Origin of the sequence: Pseudomonas sp. FSL R10-1350 (assembly GCF_009600525.1) — a bacterium.
In the GTDB taxonomy this organism is placed as follows: domain Bacteria; phylum Pseudomonadota; class Gammaproteobacteria; order Pseudomonadales; family Pseudomonadaceae; genus Aquipseudomonas; species Aquipseudomonas helleri.
Genome location: NZ_WIVR01000058.1, coordinates 1 through 20058 on the forward strand (window position 1 = coordinate 1; position 20058 = coordinate 20058).

Sequence of the window (20058 nt, forward strand, 5' to 3'; positions counted from 1 at the left end):
GCGTGGGCCTGGTTCGCGGCGGCGCGGGCACGGCACTGGTCGGCGACGGCCCAACCGTTGCGGCGCGGGTCAAGGAATACGCAGACCTGGGCATCGACACCTTTATTTTCTCGGGTTATCCCCACCTGGAAGAGTCGTACCGCGTGGCTGAACTGCTGTTCCCGCACCTGGACATCGAGCGCCCGGAACTGCCCAAAAGCGCAGGCTACGTGAGCCCGTTTGGCGAAATGGTCGCCAACGACATCCTCCCTAAAGCTGCGTCGCAGAGCTGAGGCGAGCATGAGTACGGCAAAGGCTACAAGCCTTCATAAAGTCGCCCACACGTTTGCCCCCTGGGCATTGCCCGTGTTGCTGTTGGCGGTGTGGCAGTTGTCGGTGTCGGCGGGCTGGTTGTCGACGCGGATCCTGCCCTCACCCATTGCAGTGATCGAAGCGGGCGTGGAGTTGGTGCGCAGTGGCGAGATCTGGAAACACCTCGCCATCAGCGGCTGGCGCGCCGGTGTGGGCTTCGCGATCGGCGGCAGCATCGGCCTGGCGCTGGGCTTTATCACCGGCCTGTCGAAGTGGGGCGAGCGCCTGCTCGACAGCTCGGTGCAAATGATCCGTAACGTGCCGCACCTGGCGCTGATCCCGCTGGTGATTTTGTGGTTCGGCATCGACGAGTCAGCGAAGATTTTTCTGGTGGCGTTGGGCACTTTGTTCCCGATCTACCTCAACACGTATCACGGCATCCGTAACGTCGATCCGGCGCTGGTAGAAATGGCGCGCAGCTACGGCTTGTCGGGTTTTAGCCTGTTTTGGCAAGTGATCCTGCCGGGCGCGCTGCCGTCGATTCTGGTCGGCGTGCGCTTCGCCCTGGGCTTTATGTGGCTGACGCTGATCGTGGCTGAAACCATCTCCGCCAGCTCCGGCATTGGCTACCTGGCGATGAACGCCCGGGAGTTCCTGCAGACCGACGTGGTGGTCTTGGCCATTGTGATGTACGCGATCCTCGGCAAGCTGGCAGACACTGCCGCCCGAGGTCTGGAACGTGTCTGGTTGCGCTGGCACCCGGCTTATCAAGTGCCAAAAGGCGGTGCCGCATGACAGCTCAACAACCTCCGCATTTGCGTCAGGGCATCCCGCTGGTGGTCAAGGGCCTGCAAAAAGCCTTTGGCGATCGTCTGGTGCTGCGTGGCATCAATCTGCATATTCCGGCAGGCCAGTTTGTCGCCATTGTGGGCCGCAGCGGCTGTGGCAAAAGCACCTTGATGCGCCTGCTGGCCGGGCTTGACCAGCCCACGGGCGGCGAACTGCTGGCCGGCAGCGCGCCGCTGCAAGAAGCGCGTGAAGACACACGCTTGATGTTCCAGGAAGCGCGCTTGCTGCCCTGGAAAAAAGTCATCGACAACGTGGGCCTTGGCCTCAAAGGCGACTGGCGGCCCAAAGCCCTCAAGGCGCTGGAAGAAGTCGGCCTGGCCGAGCGCGCCAATGAATGGCCGGCGGCCTTGTCGGGCGGGCAAAAGCAGCGTGTAGCGCTGGCCCGCGCCTTGATCCACCAACCGCGTTTGCTTTTGCTGGACGAGCCCTTGGGTGCACTGGATGCGCTGACCCGCATCGAGATGCAACAACTGATCGAACGCCTGTGGCGCCAGCATGGATTCACCGTATTACTGGTGACCCATGACGTCAGCGAATCGGTTGCGATTGCTGACCGGGTCATCCTGATCGAAGACGGTGAAGTGGGGCTCGACCTCACCGTCGAACTGCCGCGCCCTCGGGTGCGTGGTTCACATCGACTGGCGGCACTGGAAACCGAAGTGCTTCACCGAGTGCTCGCTTTACCTGGCTCGCCACCAGAGCCAGACCCTGTTGCACCGCTGCCTACGCAACTGCGTTGGGCGCTTTAAACCTACTTTTCTCAAGACAGGAATCGACACCATGACCATCAAAGCCATCAACGTTCGCAACCAATTCAAAGGCCACATCAAAGAAATCGTCCTGGGCGACGTGCTCTCCGAAATCGACGTACAAACCGCCTCCGGCATCGTCACCTCCGTCATCACCACCCGCTCGGTCAAAGAGCTGGAACTGGTGGTCGGCAGCGAAGTGATCGCCTTCGTAAAATCCACCGAAGTGTCCATCGCCAAGTTGTAACCCATGCCAAGACCCACAACCCCGAAAGGCGCGAGCCCTTCGGGGTTTTTTATGGGTGAAAAGATCGCGAGGCAAGCTCGCTCCTACAGAGGGTTTTGGACATATTCAGAACCACAGGCGTGCTCCGCTATTGCCGCGACGACACTAACCTTTTTCTTTTGATGCTTATTCACAAGGAAAGGGAATGGCAGATTCGGCTCATGGATGTCGGTTACGAACAGGAAGATATTCCGAAAGTGGCCGTATTTATCTGGTCACTGCAGTGGTGAAGAATCGTGAGCCGTTTTTCAGTGATTTTCTTGTTGCTCGCTTATTGGTCAATGAACTGAAGCGAACTCATCAAGAACGTAACGTCACATCACTGGCGTGGGTTGTGATGCCGGATCACTTTCATTGGCTGATCGAGCTCAAGCACGCCAGTCTTTCAACGGTGATGCAACGGACAAAATCACGTGCTGCCATGAGCATCGGCGTTGCACAAGGAAGCCCGCTCAAGCTTTGGCAAAAGGGCTATCACGACCGGGCAATCCGTTATGACGAAGATGTGGTTCATGCTGCCCGCTATATCGTTGCCAACCCCTTGCGGGCAGGCTTGGTCAAGCGTTTGGGTGACTACCCTCACTGGGATGCCATCTGGCTATAAACACACCACCCCACTGTAGGAGCGAGCTTGCCTCGCGATCTTTTAAACGATCAAAAGATCGCGAGGCAAGCTCGCTCCTACAAAAAAAGGGGTTACTTACGCCAAACACTCACCAGCCATGGCTGTTGGTCGCGGGGCAGGCCGGTGGGGCGGTAGTAGTGTTCCAGCTCGGTAAAACCCGCCGCAGTGAGCAGCGCGCGCCAGTGTTCGAGGTCGTGGTACGCGCCGTAGCGCTGGCCATTCCAGCCTTCACGGTTGTCGCCGCGCGGGTTGGAGCTGAGCAGCACGCCGCCCGGTTTGAGGCTGGCGTGCAGTTCACTCAGCACGCGCTCAAGGGCTTGGGTCGGGACATGAAACAACGAGGCGTTGGCGAAGATGCCGTCAAAGCGCTCAGCCGGCAGATCGAGCTTGAGAAAGTCCTGGTGCCACACTTCACAGCCGCTGTCTTCGCGGGCCATTTGGGTAAAGCGCTCGGTACCGTCCAGGCCGATGGCGACATGCCCCAAGCGGGTGAAGGCTTGCAGGTCGCGGCCAGGGCCGCAGCCGAAATCCAGAATCGTGAACGGCGCCGCGCCCTGAAGGTGGCGCAGCAAGGCGTCGATGTTCTGGCTGACGTCGTGGTCGCGAGTGCCTTCGCGAAAGCCTTCGGCACTCTGCTGGTAATGCGCCAGGGTGGTGGCAGCAATCTGTTCGAGGGTGGTGGGGTCCAGGGTCATTGCAGGCTCGGTCGGCGGCGGTGTTGCCGCCGACTATACCTCAGCGTTTGTTCAGCACACGCGCCAAACGATCGCCGCCGAGCTGAATCACCGCCACCAGCACCACCAACAAAACAATCACGGTGAGCATGACCTGGGTGTCAAAGCGCTGGTAACCGTAGCGGTAGGCAATGTCGCCCAAGCCCCCGGCACCAATCGCCCCGGCCATGGCCGAGGAGTTGATCATGGTGACGATGGTGATGGTAAAACCCCCGACAATGCCCGGTAACGCTTCTGGCAGCAGTACGTGCCAGATGATGTGATGCCGTTTGCAGCCCATCGCCTGGGCAGCTTCGATCAGCCCGTGATCCACCTCGCGCAGGCTCACTTCGGCAATGCGCGCAAAAAACGGCGTGGCGGCGATGGTCAGCGGCACGACGGCCGCCCACACACCGTAAGTGGTGCCGACAATCAGCCGGGTAAACGGAATGAGCGCCACCATCAAAATCAGAAACGGGATGGAACGGAACAGGTTTACAAACGCGCCCAGGGCTTTGTTCAGCGCCGGGGCTTCATAGATGCCGCCCTTGCCGCTGGTGACCAGAATCACTGCCAGCGGAATGCCCAGAATCAACGCAATGAGTGACGACACGCCGACCATCAAAAAGGTGTCGATCACGCCCTGCCATAAACGATCAAACCCCATAGCCCAGCACCTCGACCTGTTGTGCCCATTGTTCTGCGCGCTTGCGCAGTTCTTCTGCCCCCAGTGAGGCGCTGGTCACGCTGAGCAGCAGTTGCCCCAGGGCATGCCCCTGGATCTGCTCGACGCCGCCATGGAGTAAACGCACCTGGCCGCCCAGCGCGTTAAACAGCGCGCCCAAATCGGGCTCCTGGGCCTGGCCGCCGGTAAAGCGCAGACGCAGAATCACGCTTGATTGCGACGACTGTGGCGTTGCGCTGATGCGGTGTTGCAGCGCCTCGGGCAGGTTGTCTTGCAGGGGTGCGAGCAAGGTTTTGCTGACCTCGTGTTGCGGGTCGCCAAACACTTGCCACACCGGGCCTTGCTCCACGACACGGCCTTGCTCCAGCACCACCACGCGGTGGCAAATGTCGCGGATCACCGCCATTTCGTGGGTGATGAGGATGATGGTCAGGCCCAGGCGCTGGTTGATCTCGCGCAGCAAGCCGAGGATCGACTGGGTGGTTTCCGGGTCGAGGGCCGAGGTAGCCTCGTCGCAGAGCAAAATCTGCGGGTCGTGAACCAGTGCGCGGGCAATGCCCACACGTTGCTTTTGCCCGCCGGAGAGTTGCGCCGGGTAGGCCGTGTGCTTGCCTTGCAGACCCACCAGTTCCAGCAGTTCGCGGACCTTTTGTTCGCGTTGCGGTTTGGGCACACCCGCTACCTTGAGCGGCAACTCGACGTTCTGCCACACGGTCTTGGCCGACATCAGATTGAAGTGCTGAAAGATCATGCCGATCTGGCGGCGCAACGCCACCAGCTTGTCTTCGTCAAACCCGCCGATGTCGATTTGATCAATCAACACCCGCCCGCTGCTGGGCTGTTCAAGGCGGTTGATGGTGCGAATCAACGACGATTTACCGGCGCCGCTGCGGCCAATAATGCCGAAGATTTCACCGCGTTGAATCGCCAGATCAATGCCTTTGAGGGCGTCTACCGGGCCTTGGCGGCCGTCATAAGTTTTGCCCACGCCAATAAAGCGCACGTGGGCGTTGGTCAGCTCCGGGTGCAGTTCGGTGCGAACGGCATCGGGCTGCGGCTCGTCGAGTCGGGCGCGATCAAGGGCCAGGTTCATCGTCAGTTCTTCCAGCCAGGTTGGTACAGGGTGCCGTAGGTTTTATCCAGCGAGGCTTTGACCACCGGTGAGTGCTGGTAAATGTCGATGAACTTGGCCAGGCGCGGGTCGTCTTTGCTCTTGGGCTGGATGACGAACTGAATCACGTATTCCGGGTGGTCGATGCCGTCGAACAGGATGGCGGAGGTGGCATCGAAGGTTTTGGCCAGACGGATGTAAGCCGGGTAGCCCTGCACCAGGTCGGCATCGTCGTAGGCGCGCACCAGTTGCACGGCTTCAACCTGCAATATTTTCAGTTTTTTCGGGTTGTCGGTGATGTCTTCTTCGGTGGCTTTGTAACCCACGCCGGGCTTGAGCGTGATCAGCCCGGCCTTGGCCAGCAATTGCAGGCCGCGGCCACTGTTGATCGGGTCGTTGGCGATGGCCACGGTGGCGCCGGTGGGCAGATCATCAAAGCTTTTGTACTTCTTCGAATACAGGCCCACGTTGTTGATCACGCCCGGTGCGTACGGCACCAGATCAAAGCCGCTGGCGGCCTTGGCGTTCTCCAGAAACGGGATGTGCTGGAAGTAGTTCACGTCAATGTCGCCGCTGGCGAGGCTGACGTTGGGGGCGATCCAGTCGGTGAATTCCACCAGTTCAACTTTCAGGCCTTGTTTGTCCGCTTCAGCCACGGCGGCTTCCAGCGGAATGGCGAAGGCGGCGGTGGTGCCGACCTTGAGAGGTTTTTCGGCGGCGAAGGCAAGGCTGCTGAACAGGCCGAGCGCGAGAACCAGAGCGTGTTTTTTGTTCATGAAATTTTTCCGGTCAAAAGGGCATCATTCGGTCTTGTAGGAGCGAGCTTGCCTCGCGATCTTTTGATCTTTAAAAGATCGCGAGGCAAGCTCGCTCCTACAGTTTTTAAGGTCTAAAAGAAGCGCCGGTATGCCGTTCAGGCAGGTGCGCGTCGCCTTCGACAAACAGTTTTTGCCGCAGGCTGCCGGTGTCATAGGCGGTTTTGTAAGAGCCCCGGCGTTGCAGCTCGGGGATCACCCAATCAATGAAGTCGGCGTAGCTTTCGGGCGTGACGATGCGGGTCAGGTTGAAACCGTCGAGACCGGTTTGCCCGATCCACGATTCCAGCTCATCGGCGACCTGTTCAGGGGAGCCGACCACAGTGATGTAGCGCCCGCCCAGCGCGTGTTGTTCGAGCAATTTGCGGCGCGTCCAGTCGTTGTTTTGCAGCACTTTGGTCGCGGACTGGATGGCGTTGCTCTTCACGTACTGGATCGGCTCGTCCAGCTCGTAATCGGCAAAGTCGATGCCGGTGGAGCTGGAAAAATGCGCGACCCCGGCTTCAGCGCTGGCGTAGGCCAAGTATTCCTCACGCTTGGCCAGCGCCTGGGCTTCGGTCGGCGCGACGATCACGTTCAGGCCCATAAACACTTTGATGTCATCCGGGTTGCGGCCCGATGCAGCCGCGCTGGCGCGCACCCGGTCGACCTGGAGTTTGGTCGCGGCCTTGGTCTGCCCGCTGATGAACACGCATTCGGCATGGCGCCCGGCAAAGGCCAGCCCACGGTCCGAGCTGCCCGCCTGAAACAGCACGGGGGTGCGCTGTGGCGACGGTTCGCAGAGGTGATAACCCTCGACCTGATAGAACTCGCCCGCGTGTTTGACCTTGTGCACTTTGTCGGGCCGGGCGTAGATACGCTGCGCCGGATCGTTGAGCACGGCGTCGTTTTCCCAGCTGCCTTCCCAGAGTTTGTACAGCACCTCCAGGTATTCGTCGGCCTGGTCGTAACGGCGGTCGTGCTCCACTTGTTCGGTCAGGCCCATGGCCTTGGCTGCGCTGTCCAGGTAGCCGGTGACGATGTTCCAGCCCACGCGGCCACGGGTCAGGTGATCGAGGGTCGACATGCGCCGTGCGAACAGATACGGCGGCTCGTAGGTGAGGTTGGCGGTCAAACCAAAACCGAGGTTTTTGGTGACGGCGGCCATGGCTGAAACCAACAGCAATGGGTCGTTGACCGGCAACTGGATGGATTCTTTAAGCGGAACATCAACCGACTGTTGATAAACGTCGTAAACGCCGACGATATCCGCGATAAACAGCCCGTCAAAAAGCCCGCGTTCCAGCAATTGAGCCAGCTCGGTCCAGTATTCCAGGGTGTTGTAGCGCGTTGAGGTGTCGCGTGGATGCGTCCACAACCCGTGGTTGATATGCCCGATGCAGTTCATGTTGAACGCATTGAGCAGGATTTTCTTTTTGCTCATCAGATGGTCCCCCGCAGCGGTGGGTTTTCACTGTTGAGGTAGTAGTTACCGACAGCGTGGTACTTCCAGCGCACCGGGTCGTGCAGGGTGTGCACGCGGGCGTTGCGCCAGTGGCGGTCAAGGCCGTATTCGGCCAAGGTGGCCTGGCTGCCGGCCAGTTCAAACAGAGTGCTGGCCGCGCTCAGGGCCACTTCGGTGCTGATGGCGCGGGCTTCGGCCACGGCAATCGAGGCGGCTGCGATGGTGCTGGCGGTGGTGTTGGTCTGGGCGATGTCGAGGAACTCGCCGCTACGCTCCAGCAGGGCTTCAGCCGCATGCAGGCGCACGCTCAACTGGCCGAAGCTTTTAAGGGTGAGCGGGTCTTCGCTGGCAATGTCGGTGGTGGCGTCGATCCAGGGCCGGGTTTTGTGCCGCACAAAGTTCAGCGCGTCTTCAAAGGCGGCGCGGGCGATGCCGGTGTCGATGGCTGCGTGCAGAATCTGCGCCAGCGGGCCCACCGGTGTCGGGCGTTCAAAGGCGCTTTGAAACGGGATCACGTCATCGCTGGCAACAAACACGTTGTCGAACACCACCGAGCCGCTGCCCGTGGTGCGCTGGCCGAAGCCGCTCCAGTCGTCGATCACGTTCAGGCCGTCGCTGTCGCTGCGCACAAACGCCAGGTGCTGCACGCCGTGGTCATCTACAACCGACGTCGGAATACGCTGCGCATATAGCGCGCCGGTGGCGTAGAACTTGCGGCCATTGATGCGATAGCCGTGTTCGGCCTTGGCCAAATGCGTGGTGCGATCGTGGGCGGTTTTGGTGCCCAGTTCGGCCAGGGCATTGCCAAAGCGCTGGCCGTTTAACACCTCGGTGTACAGCCGTTGTTTTTGCGCCTCGCTGCCGTTTACCCGAAGGACTTCGAGGGCATAGAAATGGTTCTGCGGGATTTGCCCCAGCGAGCTGTCGGCCGCTGAAATAAGGCTGACCACTTCGGCGAGGGTGACGTTGGATACACCTGCGCCGCCATAGGCCTTGGGCACGGTGATGCCCCACAGACCGGTGTGGGAAAACAGTTCCAGCTCATCAAAAGGCAGGCGCCGTTCGCGATCTCGCACGGTGCTTTCACGTTTGAAATGGGCGGCCAGCTCACGCGCTACGCTCAGGGCCTCGGCATCGCTCTGGATGACCGGGACCTGTTTGGATATCAGTGACATGGGTGTCTCCGTTAGATCCAGGAATGCCGTGCAGGCAAAGTGCCGTTGAGGCGATAGGCGCCGATGGCGTGGTATTTCCAGCGCACCGGGTCGTGCAGGGTGTGCACCCGTGCGTTGCGCCAATGGCGGTCCAGGTTGAACTCGGCAAGGGTGGCGCGGCTGCCCGCCAGTTCGAACAGCTTTTCACTGGCCAGTAACGACAGCTCAGTGCTCAGCGCCTTGGCTTCGGCCACAGCAATCGAGGCGCGGGCCGCAGCGGCTGCATCAATCGGTGCCGCGCTGACCTCGTCGAGCACCCGACCGGCCTTGCGCAACAGCGCTTCGGCGGCGTGCAACTCGATGTGCAATTTGCCGATGTCGGCGATCACGTAAGGGTCATCGCTGTTGCGCTCGACCTTGGCATCCACCCAGGGACGCGACCGTTCGCGGACAAAGCTGATAGTGTCGGCAATGGCACCGCGCGCAATGCCCAGGTCAATGGCGGCCTGAATCAACTGCGAAATCGCGCCTTGAATATTCGGCACTTCAGCCAGGCGCCAGTTGTCGATCACCAGTTCTGCTTCAACGGCTACGTTGTTCAGCAGGACCGTACCGCTGGCGGTGGTGCGCTGGCCGAAACCGGACCAGTCATCGACCACGCGCAAGCCGGGGGTGCCACGGCGGACAAAGGCCATGACCTGTTTGCCATCGTGGTTCAGTGCCTTGACGGCGATCCAGTGCGCAAACAGCGCGCCGGTGGAGTAAAACTTCTGGCCATTGATCACAAAATCATCGCCGTCGGCGGTGATCCGGGCTTTCAATTCGAGGGTGTTTTTGGTGCCGCGCTCAGGGCCCGCATTACCTATGCGCCAGCCTTGCAGCACGCTGGTGAACAACTGCTCTTTTTGCGAAGGGCTCGCGACGCTGGCAATCAGGTTAAGCAGCCCGACCTGATTCTGCGGGATCTGCCCCAGCGCCGGGTCGGCCGCCGAGATGATCGCGAAGACTTCAGCCAAGGTCACAAACGACACCTGCGCGCCGCCAAATTCACGGGCTATCGAAATACCGCCCAAACCGCTGCGGGTGAAGGTTTCTATGAGTGACCACGGCAGCTTGCGTTGCTGATCGCGTTTTGCGGCGTGCTCACGCGCAGCGTCAGCCAGGGCGTGGGCGGCTTGAAGGGCTTCGTTGTCGGTGCGCAGGACGTGCGCTGCTAACAACAGGGGCGCGACATCCAGGTCGCTTTGCAGTTGTGCAGTTGCCAAGAGAGTCATTAGTTCCGCTCCTTGGCTGCACGCAATGCCCCGTAAAGGGTAATTGTGTTGCTGACCATACCTACCTCATCTTTGGAGCGCCGCTTGAGCGGCGCGATGTAAAGCAAGAGAGTCCGGTGGTCCGGTGCATATACCCTAATTGAGTATAAAAATTAAAAGAACTAACTTTTCGGAATATGAATAGATGATTCGTGCTGCCCGCCAGGGTCAGTCGCGCCAGTTGGGCCGTGTTTCGGCAGCCCGCAGGATTTCGCGGGGGGCAGAGTTGATGTAACGCTTGTTGGCGCCCACCTTCAGCGTGCGGGTCGGTGCCCAGCGTGAGTTGTTGCCCACGCGATCAATCACGCAGTAGGTGATTTCCAGTTTTGGGTCTTCACCGGCTTCCTGGATGATTTCAGGGGGCACGAATACGCTGACGGGTTTGTTGATGTCGATGTGGCGCAACTTGGGCAGGTCGAGGCGCACGTCCCCCCAGAGCAAGGTGATTTCATCTTCGCCAGCCATGTTGCGATAAGGCTCGATGGTCAGCGGCACCCCGCGTTTCATCTGGCTGGGATTGACCCCGTAGCGTTGGATTTGCTCCGGGATCATCAAGGGCGCGAGGCCCTGGTTCTCTTCTCCGATGGCCACTCCGCCAGGGCAGTCAAGTTTGACCAGTACTTTAAGTTGCGCGGAAAGAGCAGGGCTGCTGCCAATGTGCATCACGCGATAATAAAGACGGGCGGTACCGTTTTGAATAAAACTTTCAGGCACTCGAAGTGATACCGGTTGCCCTATATCGGCCCGGTAAAGTTGCCGTGAAGATACATAACAGCCGTCCCAGAACAATTCAATCAAGTCGCCTTCTTCCATATTTATATAGGGCGCGATGCTGACAAACAGTTGTTCGGCAGCACGGGCACAAATAGTCTGCTTGTTCGATTGTGCAAGTGTGGGGGCTGCCAACTTTTGGGCGTGTGAGGTAAATGGCATAAATGTAAACTCCTGTCTAACTTTAAGGCTGCACAGAGCACGGCAATTGAGTGAGTCCGGACGCTGGCGTCCAAGGGAGCGGGTGCTGTGTTACCGGAGTAATCGGTTTAACAATCCGTGTGCACCGTTATAGCGTGTTCAATAGTGGGGTTGGGTGCGGGTGAGTCTGGTTGTTTATTAGATAAGAGTCTTGGTGCAAGAGTGTCAAGGAGCGATCTTGCAATTATTAATCTCTGAGTCATATTCAGAAAGTTCCTACTGGCAAGACGTTTAATGTGACGTGAGCGGCGGCAGTCTAGGGGGGTTGTGAATAATTAGCAGGCGAGGGAATGTGTTAAAGACGTGGGCACAAGTCGTACGTCATTTAAACCAAATGTGGATTTTTAAAAGGGGTTGGGTGAATGCGCGCTAGTTACTTAAAATAATTAAAGACAACTCCTACGGATGTGCTGATGTATTCGGGCAGGTAAGTTCAAGGGCTGAGTTGAGGCAGCGCTCTATCGAAGGGGAACCGAGGGCGGTGCTTCTTAGCAATAATTTCACACACTCTCTGCATAATACCCGCGGGAGGGGCAATCGGTTTTGCCCGCTTTGTGTTATTTAGACGTAGCAAAATTTCCTGGATGATCACGTTAATGGCCACAGACCCTCTGCAGACCTCGTCTGACCCGCGACCTTCGCGCTTTCGCTTGCGTTGGTATTCCTGGCTTTTTCTGCTGGCTGCGCTGTTCTATGGGATCGCGTCAATCCTGCATTGGGACGACCGGGGTGCATTGTGGGTGCTGGAGCAGTTCGAGAGCCAGAACGATCAAAATGAGAGTGTCTGGCTGCCAAACTACCGCGTGGTCATTGATGGCAAGCCGATGACAGGGCTGGAGAAGGACGAAGCCTCGGACCTGTCGTATAACCCCAAGACCAACACGCTGTTTTCAGTCATGGGCAAAAACCCGTTTCTGGTTGAGCTCAGCCTTGAGGGCGATGTGCTGCGCAAAATCCCCCTGGAGGGCTGGAGCAACCCTGAAGGCTTGACCGTGATGGAGAACGGCCTGCTGGGTATCGTCGATGAGCGTGATCATTTATTGACCATCGTCAAAGTCGATGCCGATACCAAAACCCTGAACATCAAGGACTTCCCCAAGTACGACCTTGGCCCTTCCAAAGATCAGAACAAAGCCTTCGAGGCCATTGCCTGGGACCCGCGCCGTCAGCAACTGCTGCTGGGTGAAGAGCGCCCACCGGCGATGTATGTGTGGAAAAGCGACGGTAGCCAGACCCTCTTGGGCAACAAGCAGAAAGTGCCGAGCGATGAGCTCGACCTGCGCAACTTGTCGGGCCTGAGCATTGACCCGCGCACGGGCCATACGCTGGTGCTTTCCGCCGATTCGCACCTGCTGCTGGAGCTGGATGAACTGGGCGAACAGGTCAGCTTCATGACCCTGCTGCGTGGCTTCAATGGCCTCAAGAGCACCATCCCTCGGGCCGAAGGCGTGGCGATTGATAACAACGGCACCTTGTACATGGTCAGCGAGCCCAATCTTTTCTACCGTTTCGAAAAGAAAGCCAAATAGCCATGACGGATTAAGCTTGAATTCATGCAGCCGTGATATTTCATCCGACTGATTTTTCAAGAGCTTGTCCTTATGTCGCGTGTCAGCCGTTCTACCCCGCTTTTTCTGGGCGTGTTGCTCGTGGCGCTGTTGGCCGCGGGCTTCGCGGCCCAGCATTACCGCCTGTTCGACCGAACCTGGTTCAACCTCAGCCTGCTGTGGCAGCCTGCCAACCCGAATGCCATCAACCTGGGCGATTACCGTGCGGTGCTGCAAGGCCGGGTGATTGAGGGGCTTGAAGACAATGTCTCGGCCCTGACCTTCGACCCGGTGCGCAAAAGCCTGTTTACCGTGACCAATAAAAACCCGGAGCTGGTGGAGTTATCTCTGGATGGGCGGATAGTGCGGCGGATAAAACTGACCGGGTTTGGTGATGCCGAGGCCATAGAGTTCATTGATGAGAACACCTACGTGATCACCGATGAATACACCCAGCGCCTGATCAAAGTGAAACTCGACGAGACCACTCGCGAGCTCAATGCCGCAGATGCCGAGCAACTGACCTTGGGCATCAGCCCGTCGGGCAACAAAGGGTTCGAGGGGCTGGCCTATGACTCGGCGGGCAAGCGCCTGTTTGTGGCCAAGGAGCGCGACCCGATGCTGATTTACGAAGTGCGCGGCTTTCCCCATGACAACCCGCAACAACCCTATGCCACCCACGTGATCACCAACCCGCGACGTGATGCGCGACTGTTTGTGCGTGATTTATCGAGCTTGCAGTTTGATGAGCGCAGCGGCCATTTGCTGGCGCTGTCGGATGAGTCGAAGTTGCTGCTGGAACTGGACATCAGTGGCCGCCCGTTCAGCACGTTATCGCTGAAAAAGGGCCGTAATGGTCTGCAAGAGTCAGTGCCGCAAGCGGAAGGCGTCGCCATGGACGACGAAGGGACGCTGTACCTGGTGAGTGAGCCGAACCTGTTTTACGTGTTCAAAAAGCCCTGAATCAACACCACGTAGGAGCGAGCTTGCCTCGCGATCTTTTGATGGTTTAAAAGATCGCGAGGCAAGCTCGCTCCTACACGGTTACGGGTTATTTGCTCAGGGTTTTCACGCCTTCAGGCGTCCCCAGCAGCAACAGGTCCGCCGGGCGCGCAGCGAACAAACCGTTGGTCACCACACCGACGATGGCGTTGATCTGAGTTTCCAGTTTCACCGGGTCGACGATCTGCAGGTTGTGCACGTCAAGAATGATGTTGCCGTTGTCCGTCAGCACACCTTCGCGGTACACCGGGTCGCCGCCCAGCTTGACCAGTTCGCGGGCCACGTGGCTGCGGGCCATCGGGATCACTTCAACCGGCAGCGGGAACGCGCCCAACACCGGCACCAGCTTGCTGGCGTCAGCGATACAGATAAAGGTTTTGGCCACGGCCGCGACGATTTTTTCGCGGGTCAGGGCGGCGCCGCCGCCTTTGATCAGGTTGAGGTGTTCGTCGCTCTCATCGGCGCCGTCCACGTAGAACTCCAGATCGCTCACGGTGTTCAGCTCGTACACAGGAATACCGTGGCCCTTGAGGCGTGCGGCGGTGGCTTCGGAACTGGCCACGGCACCGTCGAAAGCGCCTTTGTGCAAGGCCAGCGCGTCAATGAAGCAGTTGGCCGTGGAGCCGGTACCGACCCCAACGATGCTCTTGTCATCCAGTTTCGGGAGGATGAAGTCGACAGCCGCCTGGGCTACGGCTTGTTTGAGTTGATCCTGGGTCATGCGGGCTCCGGGGCGGGAAGGGTAAACAGAAGGGCGTGGAGTATAACTAAAACCTTTGGATTCGTATGGTCGCCCGTGTAAACGCTGGGGTAGACTCCTTGGTCCCTGCTAACCGCCCAGTGAAGCTTTCCGATGCTCGAACAGTACGTTAAGAAGATACTCACCTCGCGCGTTTATGACGTCGCGGTAGAAACCCCATTGCAGCCTGCCAATCAGTTGTCTGCGCGTCTGGGCAACCAGATTTTGCTCAAACGCGAAGATTTGCAGCCGGTGTTTTCGTTCAAGATTCGTGGCGCTTACAACAAGCTCACGCAATTGACCGACGCCGAGCGTGCCTGCGGCGTCGTTACCGCCTCGGCCGGCAACCATGCACAAGGCCTGGCGCTGGCCGCCAAGGTGCTGGGGGTGAAAGCTACCATCGTGATGCCCAAAACCACCCCTGAGATCAAGATTGAAGGCGTGCGTTCGCGTGGCGGTATTGTGGTGCTACACGGTGATTCCTTCCCGGAAGCCCTGGCGTACTCGCTGCAACTGGTTGAACAAAAAGGCTACGTTTACGTACATCCCTACGATGACCCGCACACCATCGCCGGGCAGGGCACCGTGGCGATGGAAATTCTGCGTCAACACCCGACGCCGCTGGATGCGATCTTCGTGCCGGTGGGCGGTGGCGGATTGATTGCCGGTATTGCGGCGTATGTGAAGTACCTGCGGCCAGATATTAAAGTCATTGGCGTCGAGCCCGATGACTCCAACTGCCTGCAAGCCGCGATGGCGGCCGGTGAGCGCGTGGTCTTGCCAAGCGTCGGGATCTTCGCCGACGGCGTTGCCGTGGGCCAGATCGGCCAGCACACGTTTGATATTTGCAAAGACTACGTCGATGAAGTCATCACCGTGAGCACCGATGAAATCTGCGCGGCCATCAAGGACATCTTCGATGACACCCGCTCGATCACCGAGCCCGCGGGTGCGCTGGGCGTGGCCGGGATCAAAAAATACGTCGAGCAACGCGGTGTGCGCGGCCAGACGCTGGTGGCCATCGACTCGGGCGCCAACGTTAACTTCGACCGTTTGCGCCATGTGGCCGAGCGGGCCGAACTGGGTGAAGGCCGCGAGGCGATCATCGCGGTGACCATCCCCGAGGTGCCGGGCAGCTTCAAGGCGTTCTGCCAGGCGGTCGGCAAGCGCCAGATCACCGAATTCAACTACCGCTACCACACCGGCAGCGAAGCCCACATATTCGTCGGTGTGCAGACCCATCCCGAGAACGACCCGCGTAGCGCGTTGCTGGCCAGCCTGGCCGAGCAGGGCTTCCCGGTGGTCGACCTGACTGAAAACGAACTGGCCAAATTGCACATCCGCCACATGGTGGGCGGGCACGCGGCCAAGGTCAGCGATGAGTTGCTGTTCCGCTTTGAATTCCCGGAACGCCCGGGGGCGCTGTTCAACTTCCTCAGCAAGCTGGGCGGGCGCTGGAACATCTCGATGTTCCACTACCGCAACCATGGCGCGGCAGATGGCCGTGTGATGGCCGGCTTGCAAGTGCCCGCCGATGAGCGCCACCTGGTGCCTGCGGCGCTGGCTGAAATCGGCTATCCGTACTGGGATGAAAGCGATAACCCGGCGTATCAGCTGTTTCTTGGCTGATAAACGCTACGCTGAATGAACGGCTCAAGAGATAAATCAAATGGAAACGTTCACCGCGTTAAAACTGCTGCATGGCGTATCGACACTGCTGTTGTTTGTCAGTGCGCTTGTATTGCTGGTTGTGGTGATTCGCCGTCGGCGTGCCGGTGACGCCTTCCTGGCGGGTGGCCTGGTGCGCCGCCCGTGGGCGTTTCTCTGGGGGCTGATGGGCCTGTGCCTGCTGGCGTTGCCGGTGAGTGGCTGGTTTTTGGTGCACATGGCGGGTTGGCCGCTGAGCCAGCTGTGGTTGCTGGGCGGGAGCAGTTTGTACCTGCTGGGTGGCTTGAGCTGGTTGTGGCTGTTGGTGCGCCTCAACCGCCTGCGGCTGGGGCGAATGGCCAAACACCCGGGCTTTACCGTGGTGCTGGCGGCTTTTTGTGCGATTTGCTTTATTGCGATTGCGGCCATGATGGGCGCAAAACCGGTTTAACCATCCCTGTAGGAGCGAGCTTGCCTCGCGATCTTTTGACTTTAAAGATCGCGAGGCAAGCTCGCTCCTACAGGATTGGGTTTAATCGCGCAGCGAAATCACTGGCCAGCCACGTTTAACGGCTTCTGCCCGCAAGTTTTCATCCGGGTCGACGGCCACGGCGTGGGTCACTTGCTCCAGCAATGGCAGGTCGTTCATCGAATCGCTGTAGAAGTAGCTGTCTTCGAGGCTGTGGCCGTTTTCTGCCATCCAGCGGTTCAGGCGTGTCACTTTGCCTTCACGGAAGCACGGCACGTCAGTGCTGCGGCCGGTGTAACGGCCATCAACGATCTCGCATTCGGTGGCGATCAAATGTTCCACGCCCAGCTTTGCCGCAATGGGTGCGGTGATAAAACGGTTGGTCGCGGTGATGATCACCAGCGTATCGCCCGCGTCGCGGTGTTTGGCCAACAGTGCCTGGGCTTTTGGCAGCATCAGTTCGTCAATGCAGTCGCGCATGAATTCGCGGTGCCATTGATCGAGTTGATCCATGTCATTTTTGCCAAAAATTTCCATGCTGAAATTAAGATAAGCGGCATTGTCGAGCTTGCCGGCCAGGTAATCCTGGTAAAACTCGTCGTTACGAGCTTTGTAGGCGTCACCGTCGAGAATGCCGCGTTCGCAGAGGTAATCGCCCCACGCGTGGTCGCTGTCGCCGCCTAAAAGGGTGTTGTCCAAGTCGAATAAAGCCAAACGCATTGCAATTACCCGCTGAGCTGTCGGTTGAAAGCCCACAAGAATACGGTCTTTTAATAAGAGTGCACATAAGGCAGGAAGGCGCGTTGCTGCTTTCACAACCTTTGTGGAACAATGCGGCGACATGCGTTTGCGAGGTTGTTGCCGTGATCGACCCCGATGGTTTCCGTCCTAATGTCGGGATTATTCTGACAAATGATGCCGGACAGGTACTGTGGGCTCGCCGTATCAATCAAGACGCGTGGCAGTTTCCACAGGGCGGAATCAACCCTGATGAGACGCCGGAAGACGCCTTGTACCGCGAGCTGAACGAAGAAGTTGGCCTGGAACGCGAAGATGTAGAAATACTCGCCTGCACGCGAGGCTGGTTGCGTTATCGTTTGCCGCAACGCCTGGTCCGTACCCACAGCCAACCGCTGTGCATCGGCCAGAAGCAAAAGTGGTTTTTGCTGCGCCTGGTCTCGAATGAGCAGCGGGTGCGGATGGATTTAACCGGTAAACCGGAATTCGATGGCTGGCGCTGGGTCAGCTATTGGTATCCGTTGGGCCAGGTGGTGACATTCAAGCGCGAGGTCTACCGTCGCGCGCTCAAAGAACTTGCACCGCGCCTATTAACGCGCGCCTGACACGGAGTTCGACCCCGAGCCATGCTCAATACGCTGCGCAAGATCGTCCAGGAAGTAAACGCCGCCAAAGATCTCAGGGCGGCGTTGGGGATTATTGTGTTGCGCGTCAAAGAGGCCATGGGCAGCCAGGTCTGCTCGGTCTATTTGCTTGATCCAGAGACCAACCGTTTTGTACTGATGGCCACCGAGGGCTTGAACAAGCGCTCGATCGGCAAAGTCAGCATGGCACCCAACGAAGGCCTGGTCGGTCTGGTGGGTACCCGCGAAGAGCCTCTGAACCTCGAAAACGCCGCCGATCACCCGCGCTACCGCTACTTTGCCGAAACCGGTGAGGAGCGCTATGCCTCATTCCTCGGCGCGCCGATTATCCACCACCGCCGTGTGGTGGGGGTGTTGGTCATTCAGCAAAAAGAACGCCGCCAGTTCGATGAGGGTGAAGAAGCCTTCCTCGTGACCATGAGCGCGCAATTGGCCGGGGTTATTGCCCACGCAGAAGCTACAGGGTCGATTCGTGGCCTGGGGCGTCAGGGCAAGGGTATCCAGGAAGCCAAATTCGTCGGCGTGCCCGGTTCGCCCGGCGCGGCGGTCGGTACGGCGGTGGTCATGCTGCCTCCGGCCGATCTGGACGTGGTGCCCGACAAGACCATCACCGATATTCCTGCCGAAATAGCGCTGTTCAAAAACGCCCTCGAAGGCGTGCGCAACGACATGCGCGCGGTGTCGAAAAAGCTCGCCACGCAACTGCGCCCCGAAGAGCAGGCGCTGTTCGACGTGTACCTGATGATGCTCGACGACGCCTCGCTGGGCAGCGAAGTCAAAAATGTGATCAAGACCGGTCAGTGGGCCCAGGGCGCGCTGCGTCAGGTGGTGACTGATCACGTCAACCGTTTCGAATTGATGGACGACGACTACCTGCGCGAGCGGGCGTCGGACGTGCGTGACCTCGGGCGCCGCTTGCTGGCCTATTTGCAGCACGATCACCAGCAAACCATGGTCTACCCCGACAACACCATTCTGGTCAGTGAAGAGCTGACCGCGACCATGCTCGGCGAGGTGCCTGAAGGCAAGCTGGTGGGCCTGGTTTCGGTATTGGGTTCGGGTAACTCCCACGTGGCGATTCTGGCCCGTGCCATGGGCATCCCGACCGTGATGGGCCTGGTTGACCTGCCGTACTCCAAGGTCGACGGCATCCAGATGATCGTCGACGGCTACCACGGTGAGGTCTACACCAACCCCAGCGATGTGTTGCGCAAACAATACGCCGACGTAGTTGAAGAAGAACGCCAGTTGTCCCAGGGCCTCGACGCCCTGCGCGAGCTGCCGTGTATCACCCCGGACGGCCACCGCATGCCGCTGTGGGTCAACACCGGCCTGCTGGCCGATGTGGCCCGTGCGCAACAGCGTGGCGCAGAAGGCGTAGGTCTGTACCGCACCGAAGTGCCGTTCATGATCAACCAGCGCTTCCCGAGCGAAAAAGAGCAGTTGGCGATTTATCGCGAGCAGTTGGCGGCCTTCCATCCGCAGCCGGTGACCATGCGCAGCCTGGACATTGGCGGCGACAAGTCGCTGTCGTACTTCCCGATCAAAGAAGACAACCCGTTCCTGGGCTGGCGCGGGATCCGCGTGACCCTCGACCACCCGGAAATCTTTCTGGTGCAGGCCCGGGCCATGCTCAAGGCCAGCGAAGGCCTGAACAACCTGCGCATCTTGCTGCCGATGATCTCCGGCACCCACGAACTCGAAGAAGCCCTGCACCTGCTGCACCGTGCCTGGGGTGAAGTGCGCGACGAAGGCACCGACGTGCCGATGCCGCCGATTGGCGTGATGATCGAAGTCCCGGCGGCGGTGTACCAGACCAAAGAGCTGGCCCGTCAGGTGGACTTTTTGTCGGTAGGTTCCAACGACTTGACCCAGTACCTGCTTGCGGTGGACCGCAACAACCCGCGGGTGGCCGATTTGTACGACTACCTGCACCCGGCCGTGCTGCAAGCCTTGCAGGCGGTGGTGCGTGACGCCCACGCCGAAGGCAAGCCTGCGAGTATCTGCGGTGAAATGGCCGGTGACCCGGCGGCTGCGATCTTGTTGATGGCCATGGGTTTTGACAGCCTGTCAATGAACGCCACCAATTTGCCCAAGGTGAAGTGGATGTTGCGCCAGGTTAGCCTGAGCCGGGCCAAGGAGTTGCTGGCTGAAGTCATGACCATCGACAACCCGCAAGTCATTCGCAGCACCATCCAGCTGGCCCTGAAAAACATGGGCCTGACGCGCATGATGAACCCGGCGGCGATCAAGCCTTATTAGTTT

20 protein-coding genes and 1 pseudogene are annotated in these 20058 nt (G+C 59.1%); 11 read left to right on the plus strand and 10 right to left on the minus strand.

From position 1 onward, the window contains the following. The 5 genes and pseudogenes from GHO25_RS20375 to GHO25_RS20395 form a co-directional block, all read left to right on the plus strand. Window positions 1-272: pseudogene (locus GHO25_RS20375) on the plus strand (alkanesulfonate monooxygenase); the annotation flags it as partial. Window positions 273-279: 7 nt separating this feature from the next. Further along, window positions 280-1086 (plus strand): aliphatic sulfonate ABC transporter permease SsuC, encoded by an 807-nt coding sequence (gene ssuC, locus GHO25_RS20380; protein ID WP_048371091.1) that lies wholly within the window; start codon window positions 280-282, stop codon window positions 1084-1086. Then, window positions 1083-1889 carry an aliphatic sulfonates ABC transporter ATP-binding protein gene (gene ssuB / locus GHO25_RS20385; RefSeq protein WP_048371090.1) on the plus strand — a complete coding sequence of 269 codons (807 nt, stop codon included), beginning with the start codon at window positions 1083-1085 and terminating at the stop codon, window positions 1887-1889. The genes ssuC and ssuB overlap by 4 nt, the downstream gene beginning before the upstream one ends. 31 nt (window positions 1890-1920) lie before the next feature. After that, window positions 1921-2136 (plus strand): molybdopterin-binding protein, encoded by a 216-nt coding sequence (locus GHO25_RS20390; protein ID WP_003444581.1) that lies wholly within the window; start codon window positions 1921-1923, stop codon window positions 2134-2136. Window positions 2137-2320: 184 nt separating this feature from the next. Beyond that, on the plus strand, window positions 2321-2779 hold the full coding sequence (locus tag GHO25_RS20395) for a transposase (RefSeq protein ID WP_048371089.1): 459 nt from the start codon (window positions 2321-2323) through the stop codon (window positions 2777-2779). Window positions 2780-2871: 92 nt separating this feature from the next. Here GHO25_RS20395 and GHO25_RS20400 read toward each other — a convergent pair whose 3' ends face one another. The 8 genes from GHO25_RS20400 to GHO25_RS20435 form a co-directional block, all read right to left on the minus strand. Continuing rightward, window positions 2872-3495 carry a class I SAM-dependent methyltransferase gene (locus GHO25_RS20400; protein WP_153335948.1) on the minus strand — a complete coding sequence of 208 codons (624 nt, stop codon included), beginning with the start codon at window positions 3493-3495 and terminating at the stop codon, window positions 2872-2874. Between the two features lie 40 nt (window positions 3496-3535). Next, window positions 3536-4180, minus strand: coding sequence for a methionine ABC transporter permease (locus tag GHO25_RS20405; protein WP_048371085.1), 645 nt, complete (start codon window positions 4178-4180; stop codon window positions 3536-3538). Next, window positions 4170-5291 carry a methionine ABC transporter ATP-binding protein gene (locus tag GHO25_RS20410; protein ID WP_153372532.1) on the minus strand — a complete coding sequence of 374 codons (1122 nt, stop codon included), beginning with the start codon at window positions 5289-5291 and terminating at the stop codon, window positions 4170-4172. Before GHO25_RS20410 ends, GHO25_RS20405 begins: the two co-directional genes overlap by 11 nt. A gap of 2 nt (window positions 5292-5293) precedes the next feature. Beyond that, a complete protein-coding gene (locus GHO25_RS20415) occupies window positions 5294-6085 on the minus strand; it encodes a MetQ/NlpA family ABC transporter substrate-binding protein (RefSeq protein ID WP_153392028.1) in 792 nt (263 codons plus the stop codon). A 106-nt stretch (window positions 6086-6191) separates the two neighbouring features. Beyond that, window positions 6192-7547 (minus strand): LLM class flavin-dependent oxidoreductase, encoded by a 1356-nt coding sequence (locus GHO25_RS20420; protein ID WP_153392030.1) that lies wholly within the window; start codon window positions 7545-7547, stop codon window positions 6192-6194. Then, a complete protein-coding gene (locus GHO25_RS20425; RefSeq protein ID WP_153392032.1) occupies window positions 7547-8743 on the minus strand; it encodes an SfnB family sulfur acquisition oxidoreductase in 1197 nt (398 codons plus the stop codon). The genes GHO25_RS20420 and GHO25_RS20425 overlap by 1 nt, the downstream gene beginning before the upstream one ends. Window positions 8744-8754: 11 nt before the next feature. Further along, window positions 8755-9996, minus strand: a complete 1242-nt coding sequence (locus GHO25_RS20430; RefSeq protein ID WP_153392034.1) for an SfnB family sulfur acquisition oxidoreductase — start codon at window positions 9994-9996, stop codon at window positions 8755-8757. A 207-nt stretch (window positions 9997-10203) separates the two neighbouring features. Beyond that, window positions 10204-10968 (minus strand): hypothetical protein, encoded by a 765-nt coding sequence (locus GHO25_RS20435; protein ID WP_048371074.1) that lies wholly within the window; start codon window positions 10966-10968, stop codon window positions 10204-10206. A gap of 635 nt (window positions 10969-11603) precedes the next feature. Between GHO25_RS20435 and GHO25_RS20440 the strand changes: the two genes are divergently transcribed. Beyond that, on the plus strand, window positions 11604-12536 hold the full coding sequence (locus GHO25_RS20440) for an SdiA-regulated domain-containing protein (protein ID WP_048371073.1): 933 nt from the start codon (window positions 11604-11606) through the stop codon (window positions 12534-12536). A gap of 72 nt (window positions 12537-12608) precedes the next feature. Continuing rightward, entirely contained in the window at window positions 12609-13517 is a 909-nt protein-coding gene (locus GHO25_RS20445; RefSeq protein WP_153392036.1) for an SdiA-regulated domain-containing protein, read from the plus strand. An 88-nt stretch (window positions 13518-13605) separates the two neighbouring features. Here the strand turns inward: GHO25_RS20445 and rpiA are convergent, their stop codons facing one another. Continuing rightward, window positions 13606-14277: a ribose-5-phosphate isomerase RpiA gene (rpiA, locus tag GHO25_RS20450; protein WP_048371069.1), complete on the minus strand. Its 672-nt coding sequence runs from the start codon at window positions 14275-14277 to the stop codon at window positions 13606-13608. A gap of 132 nt (window positions 14278-14409) precedes the next feature. On the opposite strand from rpiA, the gene ilvA reads away from it, so the two are divergent. Both ilvA and GHO25_RS20460 read left to right on the plus strand, forming a co-directional pair. Then, entirely contained in the window at window positions 14410-15924 is a 1515-nt protein-coding gene (gene ilvA / locus GHO25_RS20455) for a threonine ammonia-lyase, biosynthetic (RefSeq protein WP_048371068.1), read from the plus strand. Window positions 15925-15964: 40 nt separating this feature from the next. Further along, entirely contained in the window at window positions 15965-16393 is a 429-nt protein-coding gene (locus GHO25_RS20460) for a DUF2269 family protein (protein WP_048371066.1), read from the plus strand. 81 nt (window positions 16394-16474) lie between these two features. Here the strand turns inward: GHO25_RS20460 and GHO25_RS20465 are convergent, their stop codons facing one another. Continuing rightward, on the minus strand, window positions 16475-17131 hold the full coding sequence (locus GHO25_RS20465) for an HAD family phosphatase (protein WP_153372550.1): 657 nt from the start codon (window positions 17129-17131) through the stop codon (window positions 16475-16477). A gap of 143 nt (window positions 17132-17274) precedes the next feature. On the opposite strand from GHO25_RS20465, the gene GHO25_RS20470 reads away from it, so the two are divergent. After that, window positions 17275-17754, plus strand: coding sequence for an RNA pyrophosphohydrolase (locus GHO25_RS20470; RefSeq protein ID WP_019828104.1), 480 nt, complete (start codon window positions 17275-17277; stop codon window positions 17752-17754). A 21-nt stretch (window positions 17755-17775) separates the two neighbouring features. Then, entirely contained in the window at window positions 17776-20055 is a 2280-nt protein-coding gene (ptsP, locus tag GHO25_RS20475) for a phosphoenolpyruvate--protein phosphotransferase (RefSeq protein WP_048390931.1), read from the plus strand. Window positions 20056-20058 lie beyond the last annotated feature (3 nt).